Annotated in this window: 19 protein-coding genes; 13 read left to right on the top strand and 6 right to left on the bottom strand. The window is 63.0% G+C overall.

Annotated features, from left to right (window positions below; translation table 11 throughout):
• Nucleotides 1-110 precede the first annotated feature (110 nt).
• Nucleotides 111-1,301 carry a glutamine-hydrolyzing carbamoyl-phosphate synthase small subunit gene (carA, locus tag AB7532_RS05945; RefSeq protein WP_441233883.1) on the top strand — a complete coding sequence of 397 codons (1,191 nt, stop codon included), beginning with the start codon at nucleotides 111-113 and terminating at the stop codon, nucleotides 1,299-1,301.
• Between the two features lie 117 nt (nucleotides 1,302-1,418).
• Nucleotides 1,419-1,940: a cupin domain-containing protein gene (locus AB7532_RS05940; protein ID WP_441233882.1), complete on the top strand. Its 522-nt coding sequence runs from the start codon at nucleotides 1,419-1,421 to the stop codon at nucleotides 1,938-1,940.
• Nucleotides 1,941-2,055: 115 nt separating this feature from the next.
• On the opposite strand, the gene AB7532_RS05935 is transcribed toward AB7532_RS05940, so the two are convergent.
• Complete coding sequence (locus AB7532_RS05935; RefSeq protein WP_441233881.1) at nucleotides 2,056-2,580, bottom strand: Dps family protein; 525 nt, start codon at nucleotides 2,578-2,580, stop codon at nucleotides 2,056-2,058.
• 106 nt (nucleotides 2,581-2,686) lie between these two features.
• On the opposite strand from AB7532_RS05935, the gene AB7532_RS05930 reads away from it, so the two are divergent.
• Nucleotides 2,687-3,388 (top strand): class I SAM-dependent methyltransferase, encoded by a 702-nt coding sequence (locus AB7532_RS05930; protein WP_441233880.1) that lies wholly within the window; start codon nucleotides 2,687-2,689, stop codon nucleotides 3,386-3,388.
• Between the two features lie 245 nt (nucleotides 3,389-3,633).
• On the opposite strand, the gene AB7532_RS05925 is transcribed toward AB7532_RS05930, so the two are convergent.
• Nucleotides 3,634-4,005: an ArsR/SmtB family transcription factor gene (locus AB7532_RS05925; RefSeq protein ID WP_441233879.1), complete on the bottom strand. Its 372-nt coding sequence runs from the start codon at nucleotides 4,003-4,005 to the stop codon at nucleotides 3,634-3,636.
• Nucleotides 4,006-4,118: 113 nt separating this feature from the next.
• Here AB7532_RS05925 and AB7532_RS05920 point away from each other — a divergent pair, with 113 nt between their 5' ends.
• The 3 genes from AB7532_RS05920 to greA all read left to right on the top strand — a co-directional run bounded on the left by AB7532_RS05920 (nucleotide 4,119) and on the right by greA (nucleotide 9,583).
• The gene (locus tag AB7532_RS05920; protein WP_441233878.1) at nucleotides 4,119-5,288 is read left to right on the top strand and encodes an MFS transporter; all 1,170 of its coding nucleotides are present in this window, start codon (nucleotides 4,119-4,121) and stop codon (nucleotides 5,286-5,288) included.
• 146 nt (nucleotides 5,289-5,434) lie between these two features.
• Nucleotides 5,435-8,899 (top strand): carbamoyl-phosphate synthase large subunit, encoded by a 3,465-nt coding sequence (carB, locus tag AB7532_RS05915; protein ID WP_441233877.1) that lies wholly within the window; start codon nucleotides 5,435-5,437, stop codon nucleotides 8,897-8,899.
• A 210-nt stretch (nucleotides 8,900-9,109) separates the two neighbouring features.
• A complete protein-coding gene (gene greA / locus AB7532_RS05910; protein WP_092029605.1) occupies nucleotides 9,110-9,583 on the top strand; it encodes a transcription elongation factor GreA in 474 nt (157 codons plus the stop codon).
• Between the two features lie 200 nt (nucleotides 9,584-9,783).
• Here greA and AB7532_RS05905 read toward each other — a convergent pair whose 3' ends face one another.
• Nucleotides 9,784-10,263 (bottom strand): Lrp/AsnC family transcriptional regulator, encoded by a 480-nt coding sequence (locus AB7532_RS05905; protein ID WP_027547667.1) that lies wholly within the window; start codon nucleotides 10,261-10,263, stop codon nucleotides 9,784-9,786.
• Nucleotides 10,264-10,529: 266 nt separating this feature from the next.
• On the opposite strand from AB7532_RS05905, the gene trxB reads away from it, so the two are divergent.
• From trxB to AB7532_RS05885, 4 genes are all read left to right on the top strand, one after another.
• Entirely contained in the window at nucleotides 10,530-11,495 is a 966-nt protein-coding gene (trxB, locus tag AB7532_RS05900) for a thioredoxin-disulfide reductase (RefSeq protein WP_441233876.1), read from the top strand.
• Between the two features lie 5 nt (nucleotides 11,496-11,500).
• Nucleotides 11,501-12,424 carry a LysR family transcriptional regulator gene (locus AB7532_RS05895; RefSeq protein WP_084809887.1) on the top strand — a complete coding sequence of 308 codons (924 nt, stop codon included), beginning with the start codon at nucleotides 11,501-11,503 and terminating at the stop codon, nucleotides 12,422-12,424.
• A 462-nt stretch (nucleotides 12,425-12,886) separates the two neighbouring features.
• Nucleotides 12,887-13,795, top strand: a complete 909-nt coding sequence (locus AB7532_RS05890) for a 4-hydroxy-tetrahydrodipicolinate synthase family protein (protein WP_441233875.1) — start codon at nucleotides 12,887-12,889, stop codon at nucleotides 13,793-13,795.
• Between the two features lie 179 nt (nucleotides 13,796-13,974).
• Nucleotides 13,975-14,121 carry a hypothetical protein gene (locus AB7532_RS05885; RefSeq protein ID WP_441233874.1) on the top strand — a complete coding sequence of 49 codons (147 nt, stop codon included), beginning with the start codon at nucleotides 13,975-13,977 and terminating at the stop codon, nucleotides 14,119-14,121.
• Nucleotides 14,122-14,550: 429 nt separating this feature from the next.
• Here the strand turns inward: AB7532_RS05885 and AB7532_RS05880 are convergent, their stop codons facing one another.
• Nucleotides 14,551-15,228 (bottom strand): ParA family protein, encoded by a 678-nt coding sequence (locus tag AB7532_RS05880; RefSeq protein ID WP_027547672.1) that lies wholly within the window; start codon nucleotides 15,226-15,228, stop codon nucleotides 14,551-14,553.
• Between the two features lie 499 nt (nucleotides 15,229-15,727).
• A complete protein-coding gene (locus AB7532_RS05875) occupies nucleotides 15,728-16,090 on the bottom strand; it encodes a hypothetical protein (protein WP_441233873.1) in 363 nt (120 codons plus the stop codon).
• Nucleotides 16,091-16,579: 489 nt separating this feature from the next.
• On the opposite strand from AB7532_RS05875, the gene AB7532_RS05870 reads away from it, so the two are divergent.
• The 3 genes from AB7532_RS05870 to AB7532_RS05860 all read left to right on the top strand — a co-directional run bounded on the left by AB7532_RS05870 (nucleotide 16,580) and on the right by AB7532_RS05860 (nucleotide 18,796).
• A complete protein-coding gene (locus tag AB7532_RS05870; RefSeq protein WP_441233872.1) occupies nucleotides 16,580-17,524 on the top strand; it encodes an AEC family transporter in 945 nt (314 codons plus the stop codon).
• 205 nt (nucleotides 17,525-17,729) lie between these two features.
• Complete coding sequence (locus tag AB7532_RS05865; RefSeq protein WP_441233871.1) at nucleotides 17,730-18,197, top strand: mobile mystery protein A; 468 nt, start codon at nucleotides 17,730-17,732, stop codon at nucleotides 18,195-18,197.
• Complete coding sequence (locus AB7532_RS05860; protein ID WP_441233870.1) at nucleotides 18,194-18,796, top strand: mobile mystery protein B; 603 nt, start codon at nucleotides 18,194-18,196, stop codon at nucleotides 18,794-18,796. The genes AB7532_RS05865 and AB7532_RS05860 overlap by 4 nt, the downstream gene beginning before the upstream one ends.
• A gap of 62 nt (nucleotides 18,797-18,858) precedes the next feature.
• On the opposite strand, the gene tenA is transcribed toward AB7532_RS05860, so the two are convergent.
• Entirely contained in the window at nucleotides 18,859-19,533 is a 675-nt protein-coding gene (tenA, locus tag AB7532_RS05855; protein ID WP_441239194.1) for a thiaminase II, read from the bottom strand.
• Nucleotides 19,534-20,174 lie beyond the last annotated feature (641 nt).

Genomic DNA, 20,174 nt, shown 5'->3' with positions numbered 1-20,174 from the left:
TGCCGCCAAGCTGAAGTGGCCGAGGCGACCTGTCAAATATGCAAAAACGCATGTGAATCCGCGTTTCTCCGCTTTGACGGCAGCGCCCGCGGGGACTATGAAGCGGGCTTATGACACAATCCGAAAACGATACCGCCTGGCCGGACCATAAACCGACCGCGCTCCTCGTGCTCGCCGATGGCACGGTGCTCGAAGGTTTTGGCCTCGGCGCCGAAGGCCACGCCGTCGGTGAAGTCTGCTTCAACACCGCGATGACCGGCTATGAAGAGATCCTCACCGATCCCTCCTATGCCGGCCAGCTCATCACCTTCACCTTCCCGCATATTGGCAACGTCGGCACCAACGACGAAGATATCGAGACGGTGAACATGGCCGCGACGCCGGGTGCGCGCGGCGTGATCCTGCGCACCGCGATCACCGATCCCTCGAACTACCGCGCCACCAAGCACCTGGACCAGTGGCTGAAGGCCCGCGGCATCATCGGCCTCTCCGGCATCGACACCCGCGCGTTGACCGCGCTGATCCGCGACAAGGGCATGCCCAACGCCGTGATCGCCCACGCCAAGAACGGCGAGTTCGATCTGCATGGCCTGAAGGAAGAAGCGCGCGAATGGCCCGGCCTCGAAGGCATGGACCTCGTGCCGATGGTCACCTCCGGCCAGCGCTTCACCTGGGATGAGACGCCCTGGCTGTGGGACAAAGGCTTTGGCCGTCAGGACAAGACCGAGTTCAACGTCGTCGCCATCGACTACGGCATCAAGCGCAACATCCTGCGCCTGCTCGCCGGCGTTGGCTGCAAGGTGACGGTGGTGCCGGCGACGACTTCCTCCGAAGACATTCTGGCAATGAAGCCGGACGGCGTGTTCCTGTCCAACGGTCCGGGCGATCCGGCTGCGACCGGCAAGTACGCGGTCCCCGTCATCAAGGACGTGATCAAGTCGGGCACGCCGACCTTCGGCATTTGTCTGGGCCACCAGATGCTCGGCCTCGCCGTCGGCGCGAAGACCAAGAAGATGCATCAGGGCCATCACGGCGCCAATCATCCCGTCAAGGACGAGACCACCGGCAAGGTCGAGATCACCTCGATGAACCACGGCTTTGCGGTGGACGAGGCGACGCTGCCGAAGGGTGCGACGCAGACCCACATCTCGCTGTTCGACGGATCGAATTGCGGCATCCAGCTCGACGGCAAGCCGGTGTTCTCGGTGCAGTACCACCCCGAGGCCTCACCGGGTCCGCGCGACTCGCACTATCTGTTCCAGCGCTTTGCCGATCTGATGCGGCAGAAGAAGAGCGCGTAAGACGAACTATCGCGATACATTCTGAAAAGCCCGGGCTCGTCCCGGGCTTTTTCGTCGAAGGAACGTCGTCTCACGCCCCTCGTTGAATCCCTGCTACATTCGTGCAGGAGCCCCGCCATGTCCGTCATCCGCGACAATGCCGAGCCGCTCGCCATCGTCTTCGAGGATGACGGGCTCGTGCCGAACAACATTCTCCCCTTCCTGGTTTACCAGGGTGCGGTGAAGGTCGACTCCAAACAGCCGGAAGAGACAATCGAAAACCTGTTCGAAGCGAACCACTGGGGCGGCACGTGGCGCAACGGCGTCTACGATTTTCTGCATTATCATGCGACGGTGCATGAGGTGCTCGGCGTTGCGCGTGGCAGTGCCCGCGTCCGCTTCGGCGGCGATCATGGCCAGGAGTTGGAGATCAAGGCCGGGGATGTCGCGATTTTGCCAGCGGGCACCGGACATCGGTGCATCCAGGCGAGCAGCGATTTCTGCGTGATCGGCGCTTATCCGCCGGGATCGAAGATGGAGATCACAAGGGCGACGGCGGAGAACCGCGCCAAGGCGTTGAAGACGATTCCGAAAGTCGCGCTGCCTCCGGCCGATCCTGTGACAGGCAAGGACGGGGCGTTGATGCGGTTGTGGCGGTAGCCAAAAAGCGCGGTGCCGTAGGGTGGATTAGCGAAGCGTAATCCACCTCTTCCGTTTCCGCGGAGACAGAATTGGTGGATTACGCCTTCGGCTAATCCACCCTACGCACCGGGCCTTACGCCTCGTTGCCGCCTTCCTGTCTTGTCGCCTCGAACAGGAACCACGTCCTGCGCTCAGTCTCGTCGATGAAGTTTTCCAGGAGGCTTGCGCTGGCGACGTCGCCCGCATCGTCGCAGACTTCGTGCGCTTTGCGCATCGCCGCGGCGACGTGCTTGTTGTCCTGCATCAGCTCGCGCAGCATCTCGCGCGGCGGGACGTAATCCTCGTCATTGTCCTTGATGGTCTGGAGCTTTGCGACCTGGCCGATCGACTTCAGCGTGGCGCCGCCGATCTTGCGGACGCGCTCGGCGAGCTGGTCGGTGGTGGCGAAGATCTGGTCGGACTGCTCGTCGAGCAGCAGATGGTAGTCGCGGAAGTGCCGGCCGCTGACGTGCCAGTGGAAATTCTTGGTCTTGAGGTATAGCGCGAAGGCGTCGGCCAGAAGCACGTTGAGCGCTTCCGAGACCTTCTTGACCGCCGCCGCGGACAGATCGGTAGGGGTGTCGAGGTCGGGCGAGACCTTGCTGGGGGCTTTGCTCACGATAAACCTTCCTGTTAGGACGCGGACATTGACGGCGCGCCGTCGCCCCCCTAACGCAAGGAGGGCGGCGCCGGTTCCTAGATAGGAACCGTTGGGGCGGGATACCATGGACGATTGGATCGATTACTACGACTCCACGCATACGATCTATGTCAGCAAGCTGCATCGCGATGTGCACTTCCGGATCATTGCGCGGGACATCATCGGCTACATCACCTCGCCCGAGGCGACCGTGCTCGACTACGCCTGCGGCGAAGCGCTGTCGGCGAGCCAGGTGGCATCGGCCTGCGGCAAGCTGATCCTCGCCGAGCCCGCTCCGGGCGTGCGTGGCCGGCTGATCGCGCGGTTTGCCCCGAACATGAAAATCCGCGTCCGCTCGCTCGATGACGTCCGCAAGATGCAGGATCAGTCCATCGATCTGGTGGTGATGAACTCGGTCGCGCAATACATGACACCGGACGAACTCGATACCGCGTTCGTCAACATCCGGCGCTTGCTGACGCCATCCGGCAAGCTGGTGCTCGGAGATATCTTGCAGCCTGACGTCGGCATGGGTCGCGACGTGATGGCCCTGCTCAGCTTCGGCCTGCGTCACGGCTTCCTGAAGGACGCGCTGGTCGGGCTGATCAGCACCGCGCTGTCAGATTACCGTCATCTGCGCACGCGCATCGGACTGCAGCGCTACAGCGAGGACGAGATCGTCGCCAAACTCACCGCGGCCGGATTCGCCGCGCAGCGCGCACACACCAATATCGGCCATAATCGCTGGCGCATGACGTTCATCGCGCGGCCACCGCTGGTGCGTTAAGCATAACGGCCGCCTGAGGTGGCTTGTCGCAGCTCGATCGGCAATGATCGGCGCGGCCCGGTGGCGGAAGCGTCTACGCGAGAGCAGTGCATCGCTCTACATCCTGGTTCAAATCCAGGCCGGGTCTCCACGCTTCGCCCCTTCGGGGCTACGCGTGGCGCAGCCACGCAAGACCCGCAGGGGCGAAGCGTGTCCGGCGTAGCTGGAGCGAAGCGCAAGCGTAGACGGACTGCCCGCCTCAACCATCAATCCGCCTCAACCACTTCACACTCCGACAGCAGTTGCAGCCGTTCCGCATCCTTGGCCGCGGAACCGAGCACAGCATCGAGCAAGCCTGGGAAACGCGCATCCAGATCCTCGCGGCGGAGCCGCATGAAGCGGTTAGTGCCGGCCACGCGCGTTTGCATGACGCCGCATTCGCGCAACTTGGCGAAGTGATAGGCGAGGTTGGATTTGCCGGCGAGTGCAGTGAAGTCGCCGCAGCAGAGTTCGCTGCTGACACGTTCCTGCTGGGCCAGCTGGTACACGATCGCCAACCGGATCGGATCGCTCAGGCAATCCAGAACCATCGGCAGCTCGATCTGCTCGCGGGTGGGATGGAGAGGCGTGCGGCTCATGACCCGGAAATCATAGCAAAGCGGCCGCAATGTTCAATAGTTCTTGAACCAATTGACTCCTCAACCGCAGCATTCAATAGTTCAATAAACGTTGAACATAGGGATATTGTCCAATGAGCGTATTCTGGCTGGCTCTCGCAGCCTTCGCGATCGGCACCGAAGGCTTTGTGATTGCGGGGCTTTTGCCGTCGATCGCCTCTGACCTGTCGATTTCGGTCTCGGCCGCCGGCCAATTGGTCACGGCCTACGCCCTCACTTACGCCGTGGGTTCGCCGATCCTGGCGGTGACGCTGAACAACATCGACCGCCGCACCGTGCTGGCTTTGGCGCTGGCGACCTTCATCGCCGGAAATCTCGCGGCGATGGTGGCCTCCAACTACGCCCTGCTGCTGGCCTCACGCATGCTGATGGCGCTGGGCTCCGGGCTGTGCATGCCGACCGCACTCGCCGTATCGATCGCCGTCGCCTCGCCCGAACGGCGCGGCCGCGCGGTGGCGCTGGTGACCTCTGGCCTCACGGTTGCGACCGTGATCGGCGTCCCCCTGGGTAATCTCGTCGGCAGCCTGTTGGGCTGGCGCGCGACCTTTGGGATGGTCGCCCTGATCGGCGCCGTTGCGCTCGCCGGCCTGCTCCTCGGCCTGCCCCGTGGCCTGCCGCGCAACACGGCGTCGCTCAGCGACCGGCTGGCGGTGGCGCGCCATAGCAATGTCCTGATCGCGCTTCTGATCACGATTCTATGGGCGCTCGGCGGCTTCACCGTGTTCACCTATTTCGCGGTCCCGCTGCGCGGCCTCGGCTTCGACGCATCGCAAATCAGCCTTGCGCTGCTGGTGTTTGGCGCCGCGGCTGCGATCGGGAACATGCTGGGCGGAGTCCTGGCCGACCGGCTCGGCACGCTCGCGACCGCGGCCCTCGGGCTCGCGGGGATGGCCAGCGCCCTGATTCTGCATTCGCTGGTCCTGAAGCTGATGCCCGGACAAGCCCATTACGCTGTGCTGGGCACCATCTTCCTCTGGGGTATCTCGGGCTGGGCGTTCTATCCGGCCCAGATCGCCAGCATCATCCGGATCGAGCCGCAGGCCTCGATGATCGCGCTCTCGCTCAACGCCTCTGCCATGTATCTCGGCTTCGCCATCGGCGGGGCCTTAGGGGGCGCGGTGCTGGCCACGATGTCGCCGAACGACCTTGGCTGGATCGGCGGAACGAGCGTTGCCGCCTCGCTTCTGGTGCATCTCGCGCGTGGCTGGCAGGCGCGGCCAAAACCCGTCAAAATTGCCGGTTGATGGGCGTTTTTCGGGGTTTCGCCGCCCCGGTATCTGGTCTATGACCCACCCGCGCGCGAGAGGGAGACCACCGCGCTGTCGGCTCAAGGGGACGCGCGGCAAGCGCGCCCTTTTTTTGTGCCCAAATTCCACTTCGGCGAGAGTTGATGCCCAAACGTACAGACATCACCACCATCCTGATCATCGGCGCCGGTCCCATCGTGATCGGCCAGGCCTGCGAGTTCGACTATTCGGGCACGCAGGCGGTGAAGACGCTGAAGGAAGAGGGCTATCGCATCGTCCTCGTCAATTCCAATCCGGCGACCATCATGACCGACCCGGAATTGGCCGATGCGACCTATATCGAGCCGATCACGCCCGAGATCGTCGCCAAGATCATCGAGAAGGAACGTCACGTCATTCCCGGCGGCTTCGCACTGCTGCCGACCATGGGCGGACAGACCGCGCTGAATTGCGCGCTGTCGCTGCGCCAGCAAGGCACGCTCGACAAGTTCGACGTCGAGATGATCGGCGCCACCGCGGATGCCATCGACAAGGCGGAAGACCGCCAGCTGTTCCGCGAGGCGATGACCAAGATCGGGCTAGAAACGCCGAAGTCGCGGCTCGCCAACGCCTCCGCCCTGAAGAAATCCTTCCGCGACAAGCGTCAGGCTGAACGCGAAAAGCTCTCGGGCGCAGCCCTCGAAGAGCACGATCGGCAGTGGACGCTCGGCGAGGGCGACCGCCGCAAGCGCTATCAGGAATATGCGCTGGGACAGGCGCTGATGGCGCTGTCCGAGATTGGCCTGCCCGCGATCATCCGTCCCTCCTTCACGATGGGCGGCACCGGCGGCGGCATCGCCTACAACAAGGAAGAATTCCTCGACATCATCGAGCGCGGCCTCGACGCGTCTCCGACCAACGAAGTGCTGATCGAAGAGTCCGTACTCGGCTGGAAAGAGTACGAGATGGAGGTGGTGCGCGACAAGAAAGACAATTGCATCATCGTCTGCTCGATCGAGAACCTCGATCCGATGGGCGTGCACACCGGCGACTCCATCACGGTCGCGCCGGCGCTGACGCTGACCGACAAGGAATACCAGATCATGCGCGACGCCTCGCTGGCGGTGCTGCGCGAGATCGGCGTCGAGACCGGCGGCTCCAACGTGCAGTTCGGCGTCAATCCCGAAGACGGCCGCATGGTCGTGATCGAGATGAACCCGCGCGTGTCGCGTTCGTCCGCGCTGGCTTCCAAGGCCACAGGCTTCCCGATCGCGAAGGTCGCGGCCAAGCTCGCGGTCGGCTACACGCTCGACGAGATCGCCAACGACATCACCGGCGGCGCCACGCCGGCCTCGTTCGAGCCGACCATCGACTACGTCGTCACCAAGGTGCCGCGTTTCGCCTTCGAGAAATTCCCCGGCGCCTCCACCACGCTGACCACGTCGATGAAGTCGGTCGGCGAAGTCATGGCGATCGGCCGCACCTTCCAGGAAAGCCTTCAAAAGGCCTTGCGCGGGCTTGAGACCGGCTTGACCGGCCTCGACGAGATCGAGATCGAAGGGCTTGGCCGCGACGACGACAAGAACGCGATCCGCGCCGCGCTCGGAACGCCGACGCCGAACCGGCTGCTCCAGGTCGCCCAGGCCATGCGGCTCGGCTGGTCGAACGAAGAGATCTTCAACTCCTGCAAGATCGACCCGTGGTTCCTCAGCGAGATGCGCGGCATCGTCGACATGGAAGAGAAGGTCCGCAAGAACGGCCTGCCGGGCAACGCCTTCGGCATGCGCACGCTCAAGGCCATGGGCTTCTCCGACGCACGGCTCGCCGTGATCGCGCAGACGACGGAAGCCGAGGTGACGGCGAAGCGCCACGCGCTCGACGTTCGTCCCGTCTACAAGCGCATCGACACCTGCGCGGCCGAATTCGCCTCCCCCACCGCCTACATGTACTCGACCTATGAGGCCCTGTTCGCGGGTGCGCCTGCGGACGAGAGCGCGCCGTCGGACAAGAAGAAGGTCATCATCCTCGGTGGCGGGCCGAACCGCATCGGCCAGGGCATCGAGTTCGACTATTGCTGCTGTCACGCCTGCTTCGCGCTGCATGACGCCGGTTACGAATCCATCATGGTCAACTGCAACCCGGAGACCGTGTCGACCGACTACGACACCGCCGACAGGCTCTATTTCGAGCCGCTCACCGCCGAGGACGTGCTGGAGATCATCGCGAAGGAGCGCACCAACGGGACGCTGCACGGCGTGATCGTTCAGTTTGGCGGCCAGACACCGCTGAAGCTCGCACGCGCGCTGGAAGCCGCCGAAGTGCCGATCCTCGGCACCTCGCCCGACGCGATCGACCTTGCCGAAGACCGCGACCGCTTCAAGCGCGTGCTCGACAAGCTCCGTCTGAAGCAGCCGAAGAACGGCATCGCCTATTCGGTCGAGCAGGCCCGCCTGGTTGCGACCGATCTCGGCCTGCCGCTAGTGGTGCGCCCGTCCTACGTGCTCGGCGGCCGCGCGATGCAGATCATCCGGGAGGAGAACCAGCTCAGCGACTATCTGCTCGGCACGCTGCCGGAGTTGGTGCCGGCCGACGTCAAGGCGCGCTATCCGAACGACAAGACCGGGCAGATCAACACCGTCCTCGGCAAGAACCCTCTGCTGTTCGACCGCTATCTGTCCGATGCCACCGAAATCGACGTCGACTGCCTCTGCGACGGCAAGGACACTTTCATCGTCGGCATCATGGAGCACATCGAGGAAGCCGGCATCCATTCCGGCGATAGCGCCTGCTCGCTGCCGCCGCACTCGCTCGACGCGACGATGATCGGGGAGCTGGAGCGGCAGACCCGCGAGCTCGCGCTCGGCCTCGACGTCGTCGGCCTGATGAACGTGCAATACGCGATCAAGGACGGCGAGATCTACGTGCTCGAAGTCAACCCGCGCGCCTCGCGCACGGTCCCTTTCGTCGCCAAGGTGGTCGGCACGCCGGTCGCGAAGATCGCGGCGCGCGTCATGGCCGGCGAGAAGCTTGCCGACTTCAAGCTGAAGAAGGCGGACTTCAAACATGTCGGCGTGAAGGAATCGGTCTTCCCGTTCGCCCGCTTCCCCGGCGTCGACACCGTGCTCGGCCCCGAGATGCGCTCGACCGGCGAGGTCATGGGCATCGACCGTTCCTTCGCGGTGGCGTTCGCCAAGAGCCAGCTCGGCGGCGGCACGCGGGTCCCGCGCAAGGGTACGGTGTTCGTCTCGGTGCGCGAGAGCGACAAGACGCGCATTGCGGAAGCCGTTCGCGAATTGCATTCGCTCGGGTTCAAGGTCTTGGCGACATCGGGCACGGCGCGCTTCCTGACCGATGAGGGCATCCCGACCGAGAAGGTGAACAAGGTGCTGGAGGGGCGGCCGCACATCGTCGACGCCATCACCAATGGCGACGTCCAGCTCGTCTTCAACACCACCGAGGGCCCGCAGGCCCTCGCCGACAGCCGTTCGCTGCGGCGCGCGGCCCTCTTGCATAAAGTACCGTATTACACCACTCTTTCCGGGGCCGTGGCGGCCGCGCAGGGCATCCGCGCCTATCTGGGCGGGGACCTTGAGGTTCGGACCCTGCAGAGCTACTTTTCGGAAACCTGATCGCGAGCGGAAGGCCGAGCCTTCCGCTAAGTGATTGGCGATGAAGCCACAATGCCCGGAGGAACTGTCCGGCCATTGTGGTTGTTCTGTTCCGGCGCCAAGCCCACATAACGTTCCGGGAGCGGCGTGTTCAGCCCCGGAGCACTGACGAATCAAGGTTGCCGCGCCCTCTGTTTTCGCGGGGCGCGCGATCGAAGGACGAGAGAAGAGATGGAAAAGGTTCCGATGACAGCGAGCGGCTTTGCCGCGCTCGGGGAAGAATTGAAGAAGCGCCAGTCCGAGGACCGTCCGCGCATCATCGAGCATATTGCGGAAGCGCGCTCGCACGGCGACCTGTCGGAGAACGCGGAATATCACGCCGCCAAGGAAGAGCAGTCCCATAATGAAGGCCGCATCGCCGAGCTCGAGGACAAGCTCGCGCGCGCCGACATCATCGACATCTCGAAGCTCTCCGGCGACACCATCAAGTTCGGCGCCACCGTGACGCTGGTCGACGAGGACACCGAGAAGAAGACGGTGTGGCAGCTCGTCGGCGAAGTCGAGGCCGACGCCAAGAAGGGCCGCATCTCCATCACCTCGCCGCTCGCGCGCGCGCTGATCGGCAAGAAGAAGGGCTCGACCGTCGAGGTCGTCGCCCCCGGCGGCGCCAAGGCGTACGAGATCACCAAGGTGGAGTGGCGGTAAATATTTGCCGCTGCCTGTGACGTTTTTGAAAAGGCCGCGCGATCTGCGCGGCCTTTTTGTTTCAACGTGTTGCTGAGGATGTGAGAGGCTCGCACTCTCACTGCTCGTCGTTGCGAGGAGCGAAGCGACGAAGCAATCCAGACTGCCTCTGCGGAAAGGCTCTGGATTGCTTCGCTACGCTCGCAATGACGGAGGAGGCCCTACCTCCGCCCCTTCACGTCCAGCGGCACCGCCGCCTCGTATTTCGAATTGTGCAGCACCAGCGAAGTCCGCACGTTGCGCACATGGGGCGCGGCGGTCAGGTGCGTCACGAAATCCTGGAAGGTCGCCATGTCTGGCGCGACGCATTTCAGGATGAAATCGACTTCACCCGACAGCATCCAGCATTCCCGCACCAGCGGCTCGGCGCGGACAAACTCCTCGAAGGCGCGCAGATCGGCCTCGGCCTGGCTGGAGAGGTGCACGGCGGCAAACACCGTGACGTCGAAACCGAGCTTGCGGGCATCCAGCAGCCCCCGATAGCCGTGGATATACCCCTCCTCCTCCAGCGCCCGCACGCGGCGCAGGCAGGGCGGGGGTGAAATACCAACGCGCTTGGCCAGCTCGACATTGGTGATTCGACCGTCGGCCTGGATTTCCGTGAGAATTTTCAGGTCGATCTCGTCTAGGTTCCGCGACACGTGAATGGAACTCCTGGCTTTTGCAGCGATATCGGGTGGTCTTTCGCAATCCTCATAGCCCAATCGGCGCGGATAGCGCAATTTTATTGCGCGTGCAGCGCAATCGACTTTTGTTCCCTGTTGGAAAAATCCGCCGACAGGCAATGCAATTCTTGCATAGCTCACCAGAAGGCTTAGATTAGCTCTGATATTTCAGCGCCTCCGCGAGGCCTCCTGGCTCCTTCCGCGCCCGCGCTGCAAATCCCCCGTGAAAGGCGTCCATCGAAATGTCCGCTCCTGTTCATGCAAAGGTCGTGATTATTGGCTCCGGCCCCGCCGGCTACACCGCCGCGATCTACGCCGCACGCGCGATGCTCGAGCCGATCCTGATCCAGGGCATGCAGGCCGGCGGCCAGCTCACCATCACCACCGACGTCGAGAACTATCCGGGATTCGCCGACGTCATCCAAGGCCCCTGGCTGATGGAGCAGATGGAGAAGCAGGCGGTCCATGTCGGCACCAAGATCATCTCCGACCTCGTGATCAAGCTCGACACTTCGCATCGGCCGTTCCGCCTCACCTGCGATTCGGGCGACGTCTATCTCGCCGAAACCGTGATCCTCGCCACCGGCGCCCAGGCGCGCTGGCTCGGACTGCCCTCCGAGGCGAAATTCCAGGGCGGCGGCGTGTCGGCCTGCGCCACCTGCGACGGCTTCTTCTACCGCAGCAAGGAAGTCGTGGTGGTCGGCGGCGGCAATACCGCGGTCGAGGAAGCCCTGTACCTCACCAACCATGCCTCGCAGGTCACGATCGTGCATCGTCGCGATCACTTCCGTGCCGAACGGATCCTCCAGGAGCGGCTGTTCAAGCACCCGAAGATCAAGGTGATCTGGGACTCCGCCGTCGACGAAATCTGCGGCACCGAGAACCCGAACAAAGTCACCCATGTGCGCCTGAAGAACGTCAAGACCGGCGCGCTCACGGATGTGAAGACGGACGGCGTGTTCGTCGCCATCGGCCACGCGCCGGCGACCGAGCTCGTGAAGGACCAGATCAAGCTGAAACCCTCGGGCTATGTCGAGGTCGCTCCGAATTCGACCGCCACTTCGGTGCCCGGCCTGTTCGCCGCCGGCGACGTCGCGGATGAAACCTATCGCCAGGCCGTCACGGCCGCCGGCCTCGGCTGCATGGCAGCACTCGAAGCCGAACGTTTCCTGGCCTTGCGCGCCAGCGAACGCGCCGCAGCGGAATAAAGATCATGCCTCGAACACGCGACGGATTTACGGATATGGACTGGGACAAGCTGAAGGTGTTTCACGCGGCGGCGGAAGCTGGCAGCTTCACGCATGCGGGCGAGCAGCTCGGCCTGTCGCAATCGGCAGTGTCACGCCAGGTCTCGGCGCTGGAGCAGGAGCTGTCGGTCTCGCTGTTCCACCGCCACGCCCGCGGCCTGATCCTCACCGAGCAAGGTGATCTGCTGTTCCGCACCGCGCATGACGTCTTCATGCAGCTCCAGGCGGCGCGCGCGAAACTCACCGACAGCCGCGAGCGGCCGAGCGGCGACCTCAAGATCACCACCACGCCCGGCGTCGGCATCAACTGGCTGATCCCGCGGCTCGGCGAATTCACCGCGCTCTATCCGGAGATCCGGATCTCGCTGATCGTCACCGACGAGGAGCTGGACCTCTCGATGCGCGAGGCCGACGTCGCGATCCGCACGCGCAAGCCGACGCAGCCGGATCTCATCCAGCGCAAGTTGTTCGCGATGGGCTTCCACGCCTATTGCTCGCCGGAATACATCAAGCGCTTCGGCACGCCGCGCACGCTGGAAGAGCTCGACTCCCACCGCATCATCACGCTCTCCGACGGCAACTTCGCGCCGCATCTGCAGAACCGCAACTGGCTGATCGAAGCGGGCCGCAACGGTTCGGGTCCGCGCGAAGCCTATTTCAAGGTCAACAACATCCTCGGCCTCGTGCGCGCCTGTCAGCAAGGCCTCGGCATCGCGGCACTGCCCGACTACCTCGTCGAGGAACAGAGCAAGCTGGTGCAGCTGTTCGGCGAATCGGATTCGATCCAGCTCGACACTTACTTCGTCTACCCGGAAGAGCTGAAGACGGTCGCGCGCGTGCAGGTGTTCCGCGACTTCGTGGTGAGCAAGGCGCAGCGCTGGCCGTCCTGATTTCCGCATGTCAGACATGCGGCCTCGACGCTTGCTGCATGCCGCTCGTCAAGCCCATACTGCTTGCACGCTGAGCCTTCGCGTTGCGCATTTGTCCCCCTCCTCCAGTGGCGCGGGAGTTCAGTAATCCCTCTTGGAAGGTGATTGTGTCGGCCTCACGTGGCCAATACCTTAAGCCGGGCCCTCTGGGTCCGGCTTTTTTTCTGTCCAATTTGACCTTCGCCTTCCGCGTGTATTGACAGTTCCACGCATACCCCGCATCATTTACGAATGATCACGAAGTCGTGCGCAATTTCATTCAGGGCATCCGCCTCGAAAAAAGGCCCCCATCCCGGGGCATCGGATTTTTGCGCGCACTAGCTAAACTTCGTCATCGCAGACAATCCCGAAAACCCCGCCGCCTGGACGGGGTTTTTTCATGTGCCCTCCGTCTCAGGTTTTCACGAGAAGGAGATACCCAACATGACCGGTCTTGAAGATCATTTGCACGGGCTGTGGCTGCCGCTGGTGACCCCGTTTCGCGACGGCCGTCTCGACGAGACGTCGCTGCGGCGGCTGACGCGGCACTATTGCGCACAGGCCATCGACGGTTTTGTCCTCGGGGCGACCTCGGGCGAAGGCATGACGCTGCGCGATGCCGAACTTGAACGGCTGGTTGCCGTCGTGCGCGACGAGATGGCGGCGGGACGTCGCAGCATCCCGGTCTGCCTCGGGCTGTCGGGCGCGGATACGTCGCGGCTGAAGGACCGTCTCGACGGGACCGCGGACTGGCCGATCGAAGGTTACCTGATCGCGAGCCCCTACTACGTGCGGCCGTCGCAACGCGGGCTTCTCGCGCATTTCGAGGCGCTCGCCGACCACGCCGCCTGGCCGCTGGCGCTCTACAACATTCCGTACCGCACCTCGGTCAACATCACCAACCAGACCATGCTGCGGCTCGCCGAGCACAGGAACATCGTCGGCCTGAAGGATTGCGGGGCGAGCCGCGAGCAATCCATCGCGCTGCTGCGCGACCGGCCGGAGGGATTTCGCGTGTTGACCGGCGAGGACGCGAACTATCTCGAGGCGCTCACCGACGGCGCCGACGGCGGCATCGTGCTGTCGGCCCATGTCGAGACCGCGACGTTTGCGGCCATCTATGCCGAGCACAAGCGCGGCAACCACGATGCGGCGCAGGCGCGCTGGCACGAGGTCGCCGAGCTGACGCGGCTGCTGTTCACCGAGCCGAGCCCGGCGCCGGCGAAGTACTGGCTGTGGCGCTCAGGCCTGATCGACAGTCCCGAGGTGCGCCTGCCGATGGTGGAAGTGAGCAGCGAGCTCGCAGCGACGATCGACCGCGAGATCGAGCGTCGGATGCAAGTCGCGGCGTAACCGCTCGCTCTCCACTCACGCCCTGCCCCTTCTCCCCTTATTGTGGGAGAGGGGAAGAAGCGCGCCCGATGGTTAACCCCGCCCGAACTCCCTTCGCATCCGCGGCATGGCGCATCCACGCCTCGTTTACGCAAACGCGCCTATCGTTTGCATTCGAAGTCTTCAGGATGGGGAATACCATGGGGCATCGCACCCGGCCTACGGCCGCGCACCAGTTCGCGCCCGCCGATCTCTTGCAGGGAATTCTCGTCGTGTCGTCGTTCGGGTTCTGGGCAGTGATGCTCGGCCTGATGCCGGTGTTGCTGTTTCGGGTCTGGCTCGCCTGAGGCAATTGCCTGCGCGGATGGTTAAACGGACGTCACAAATGCAATCAAAATGCCCGGCGCATTGCGAGCCGGAATCTTAAAACATCCCGTCTAGCGTGATGCCCATAAAGCGAAGAAATCGCGGGGGCGTTTGTGAATAGTCGGAACGAAGTGGCGTCGCATTACGACGCGGCACGAGAGAGCTTGTCCACCGAGCAGAACTTCACCACCGAGGACATCCTCTGGGCCGCCGGCATCTGGTCGGTGATCCTGACGCTGTCGCCGGTGATCGTGTTCTACATGCTGATGGTGGCGTAGCTTTCATCGGCTTTTGTGGAGCACTATCCATTCGGAAAACCGCTTCACGCTTTTTCGGATCGTGCCATCCCCCAAAACGCAAAACGCGCGGAGCTCCGCGCGTTTGTCGTCCGGGGAATGATTGAATGAAAATTATGCCGCCTGCTTGTGCATTGCGCCGGACGCCGACGCCGTGCCGCGAATGGCCTTGACCGAACGCTCGATCGCCGCCCACAGCCTCGCAATTTCCTGGGCTGCACGGCTCTCGGCCTGATATTCCCGCGCGCCTTCGCCGTGGCTCAGCGCCATCAGCAGATCCGAACGGTTGGTGATCTGGCCGCCCCACACCGGTGCACGGAATTTGGCAAGCGCCTCGCGAGCGATGGTGACGATCGGGCTTTCGGCTTCGTCGCGCTTGGCCGGGGCACCATTGAGCACGACCGCGTAGGGCTTGCGCGCCGCGCGGCACATCTGGATGGTTTCCTGCACCGCGTTGACGTCGAACACACCGGGACGCGCCGGAATGACCACCATGGTGGCGTTCTTGATCGCGTCGTCGACGACGGCCGACAGGTTCGGCGGCGTGTCGATCAACACCCATTCATAACCGTCGCGCTTGGCAGCGGAGACGATGCCGCTGACGGAGTTCACGGCCGACTTGATCGGCGGCTCGTTGGTGCCGCGCAGCTTGTGCCACAGCGTCAGCGAGCCCTGCGGATCCGCGTCGACCAGCATGACCTGCTTGCTCGCCTTGATCTGCGCGGCAAGATGTGCGGCCAGGGTACTTTTGCCCGAGCCGCCTTTACGCGATGCGAAAACAATAACGTTCATACCTCTGGCCTCCAGATTGACCCCAGGTCGCGAAAATGAATCACCGCGCTGATTCGTGAAAGAAAAATTTATCAGCAGTTGCCTCGCCGCCACGAAATAACAAAGCGTGTTGGCTTTTGAGTCACACTGCTCGGTGCGACGACGACACGATCTGCAATGAAACGCCTTTCACGCGGGCATTCGTGCGTTTTCGAGGCAGCCGCGCGGGAAAAATCGGAATGCAACCTCGCCGCGCATATCCTCGCGCAACGAACGCGCTCGTAATTGTCGCAGGCGTCCGCACGCGAGCGCGAACAAAAGGAGTCCGGTGGCTGTCGCGTGGCTGATGCTGCGGCTTTCCGACCCGAGGGCTGTCCAACGCTGCAACGCCGCGCACGCGCAAAGCCCATCGCCACCGCATTGACGCCCGTTCACACGCGTCGCACCCGAAAACGCAAATGCCCGGGAGGAGAGACCCGGGCACCCCAGAGTTTCAGAACGGGAACGCGCTGATGCGCGCTCAGCTCGGCTCGGTCTTTTTCTTCTTGGCCGCCTTCGGCGCCGGCTTGGTGCTCTTCTTCGCGGTATGGGGCGCAATGCTGGTCGGCTTGCCGGCCCGCGGCGCGGCGGCCTCGCCCGGCTCCGGACCGGGGCGGAAGAAGGCCTTGCACTGCGGCGAGAGCTGCGCCTTCTTCTTGATCATGCAGGCGGTGATGGCGTCGACGTTCGGCACGAACTCGCCGCACAGCCGCATCGCGTCGGGCGTGCAGGCCTGCTGCTCCTCCGGCGTATAGGCAAAGCCTGTGCCCGGCTGGACCAGGACGGCGAGCGCAATCCCGAAGGTTGCAGCGGCCAAGGATTTTTGAAAGCGGAACGCCGGCATCGATTCCCCCAGGGTGACGAGTCCGGGGAATAGTGGGTGAACGCAGGTTCATTGGCAACGAGGGCTGAGGCGAATACGGCGCGCTGTGCGGTCTCGGCAACAGGGTGAGGTGGCAATGACAGGTCGACCGGCCCAGCACCTGCTCTCCGCTGTCGTCGCCCGGCCTTGTGCGCAATTGCGCACTGGACCGGGCGACCCAGTATTCCACCAGCGCCGAACGTCCCCCGGGACGCCGCGGCGTACTGGATCCCCCGCCTCCGCGGGGGATGACAGTTGTGGGCGGGATAGACCGGGGCCGATCCCCGCCCCAAACCAAAAACTGCGAAAACAACCCCATGCACAGTAGCCATGTCCATGCCAACGCTGTGGATTTCCGGGCGACGCTTGCGGATTTTACGAAATCGCTTTGACTCGTCGGGCAAAACAGGGGCATACTGCCATTCTCGAAAATTGCGCGGGGTCGTCAGCTTCCCCTGAGGTGAGGGTCGCATGGCCACCGTGTTGATTGTCGCGCCGGTGTTCGCCCTGATCGCGGCCGGCTATGCGGCGGTGCTGTTTCGCTTCGTCAGCGAGGGCGCGCACAAGGGCATCTCCGAATTCGCCTTCAGCATCGCGATCCCCGCGCTGCTGTTCCGCACCATCGTCGTGTCGGAATTCCCCGACGTGAGCCCCTGGCGGATGTGGGGCAGCTATTACGGCGCGCTGGCGATCATCTGGATCGCGGCGCTGATCCTGTCGGCCCTGATGCGCGCGCGGCGCGAAGACCGCGAGGACGGCGTCGTGTTCGCGATCGGCTCGGTCTACGGCAACATCGTGATGCTCGGCATTCCCATGACGCTCTCGGCGCTGGGCAACGAGGCCGCGGGGCCGATGGCGCTGATCCTGTCGGTGAACACGCCGCTGCTCTGGCTCTGCGGCATCCTGCAGATGGAGCTGGTCAGCCAGAAGCGCACCGGCTCGCCGCTGTCGGTGATCCGGCCGGTGCTCGCGGATCTCGCGCGCAACCCGCTGATGCTGGGAATAGGTCTTGGCGTGGTCTGGCGATTCACCGGCCTCGGCCTCAACCCGGTCGTCGACCGCACGATCGAGCTGCTGGCGCAAGCGGGATCGCCGGCCGCGCTGATCGCGCTCGGCATCAATCTGTTCCGGTTCGAGGTGAAGGGCGAAAAGCTCAGCATCCTCGTGATGTGCGCGCTCAAGCTCGCAGCGATGCCGGCCGTAGCCTTCGTGCTCGCCAAGCTGCTGGCCCTGCCGCCGATCGCGGCCGGCGTGATCGTGCTGTTCGCGGCGATGCCGACCGGCGCCAACGCCTACATCTTCGCGGCGCAGTACAAGCGGCTGGTGAACCCGGTGTCGGGCGCAGTGGCGCTGGGCACGCTGCCGGCGGCGGTGACGTTGCCGGTGGTGGTGATGGTGGTGGCGGGGGTGAGGTAGGGCGCGATGGCCGCCCCCCGCAACTCGTTGCTGGAATGCGTGAAATTTGACGGCTTTGCCGACCGAGGTAGGTTACCCTTCAATATTGGATACATTAATATATCCAAAATGATATATTTGGATACTTATAGATATTCCATTTAGATTTTATCGGGTACATATAAGTATGCGGAATTGGCATTTCCGTAGACAGATGAGTTGACAGATGAGCGTCAAAACAATCGTTCAACAGCAGTACCGCAACATCGTCGACAGCGCCGCCGCAAGGGTTGCCGGCCTGACAACTCCGCCGGAAGGCTGGCTCCGCACGGCCCGTAGCGCGCTCGGCATGTCGGGCACTGACGTCGCGAACAAAATGGGTGTCACCCGCGCGCGTATCACCAAGGCAGAGCACGCCGAGCTCACCGGCGGCATCACCTTGAAATCGATGCAGGTCACAGCCGAGGCAATGGGTTGTCGCTTTGTCTATGCGATCATTCCGGCATCAGGGCATGTCGAGGATCTCATCACAGCCCAAGCCCGAACAAAAGCCATGGCAATCGTCGGCACAGCCAGCAAGCATATGGCCCTCGAAGATCAGACACTGCCGGACGACAAAATTGCGGAGCAAGTCGAACGTCTCACCCGCGAACTCGCGCTGGAGATGCCTTCGAATTTCTGGCGCGACCAATGATCGGGGATCTCCAGTATCCGGAGGGAGCGACGCCGCTCGATCCGAACGAGCTTGGCGGGTTGAAGCACAAACACGTCACGACGCAAGGCGAACTCGATCAATTGGAGCAGGCCAACATTGAGTCCGGCTTGCGTTGGCTAGGCCGACAAAGGGCTCACGTTCTGACCGACGCCTTTGCCGTCACCTTGCACAAGCGCTTGTTCGGCGACGTGTGGGACTGGGCGGGAACGTTCCGAACGACTGGAAAAAACATCGGCATCGATCCCGTCCACATCCCTGTCGAACTTCGAACTCTTATCGATGACGCTCAGTATTGGGCCGACAACAAGACCTACTCGCCTTCCGAAGCTGCCATTCGCCTGCACCATCGCCTCGTCAAGATTCATCTGTTTCCGAATGGCAACGGCAGGCACGCCCGCATCATGGCGGATGCTGTGCTGGATCGTGTCTACAAGGCACAGCCAATCGATTGGGCCGGCGGATATGACCTTCAAAGGATGAATGAGCGGCGGACCGCTTACATCACGGCACTGAGGGCTGCGGACCAGGATGACATTGGTCCTTTGATGAGGTTCGTTGGTCCGCGCAATGATCTCTGAAGAGCGATAAAATCAGGAAGTCTTGTGCGCCGTCACCGTAATTCTGGTGACTGCCGACAGGGTCATTGAACACGCCGGCCTACGCGCCAGGCCATCTCCCAGAAGTCCGCCTCGAGCCGGGTGGCTTCCTTGAAGATCGCCATCAACTCGGCCTCGCGGGCCGGCGTGGCGTAGAGATCGGCGAGATGATCCAGATGCGCTTGCGCTTTGGCAGCGACCTCCTGGTACGGCGCGCCGGCATACTCGGCGATCCAGACGCGGTAGGCGTTCGTCGCAGCATCCGCATCGGGTCGCCCCGCGAGCCGCGTTGCGATCTCCGCGTACCCGATCACGCAGGGCGCAAGCGCCACCTTGAGGGCCAGCAGATCGCCGCGCATGCCCGCATCCAGCACGTAGCGCGTATAGGCCAGCATCTCGGCCGCCGGAGGGGCCTGTTCAAGGTCGGCCGGGGACAGCCCCCATTCGGCACAGAGTTTTACATGCAGGTTCATCTCGACATCGAGGATGGCCGACAGGCCGCTAGCTGCTTCACGCATGTCGGCAAGCCTCGGCGACTTGTAGACCGCGAGCGCATAGGCGCGCGCAAACTCGATAAGGAACAAATAGTCCTGAACGAGATAGTGGCGAAACGCAGCTTCAGGGAGCGAGCCGTCCGCCAATCCGTTCGTGAAGGGATGCTCGGTGTAGGCCCGCCACTCAACGGATGCTGCTGTCTTGAGACGCTCGAAGAAACTCACAATGTTTTTTTGCCTGGGTTGGTTGGCCATGGACGTCTTTGGGTCGTTATCGATAACGTATTGCGTGCCGAGGAGCTACGGTGACTGCCGGCAAAATCGGCTTTGAGCGACGTTGCGGATAGGGCACTCTCTGCTTCAAGAGTTTTGTGCACTGTTATCGTATTCTTGAGAGAGGCCGCGATGTCCCAGCAGCTAGTTAGAGGACTACTCGTTGCGCTGCTTAGCCTAGCGTTCTGCAATACTGGTGCAATGGCATCGAGCCTCCACACGTGCCCCACTACGGGATCGACGTCTTCCGCCCTGATAGCCACCGAGCCAGTTGATGGGGGGAGTTCGTGGAAACTTCACCTTCCGCAGGGAGAGCTCGAAATGTTCGTCTCAGGTACGACGCTATTTTGCAAGTATGAGGGCGGCACGCTTATCACGAAAGAGGTTGGCAGCGGCTGCGCGCTAAGCGCTCGCGGAGGGAAGATCACGACCCCGCCGCGTTCCGAGGAGTACTGTACGTTTCGAGACAGCTCGGCCCTGAACAAAATGGACTGCTTCTTGGCGTGTCCGTAGTTGCTGTCCTTATCCATTTGCAGAATGCTTGCAGTCCAGTGCACTAACTTGGTGTTGCGGAAGTGCGACCCGACAGATCA

The sequence above is a fragment of the Bradyrhizobium sp. 930_D9_N1_4 genome, assembly GCF_052076015.1.
In the GTDB taxonomy this organism is placed as follows: domain Bacteria; phylum Pseudomonadota; class Alphaproteobacteria; order Rhizobiales; family Xanthobacteraceae; genus Bradyrhizobium.
The sequence above is the reverse complement of the archived record's forward strand: the minus strand, read 5'-3'. Positions and strand labels throughout refer to the sequence as shown.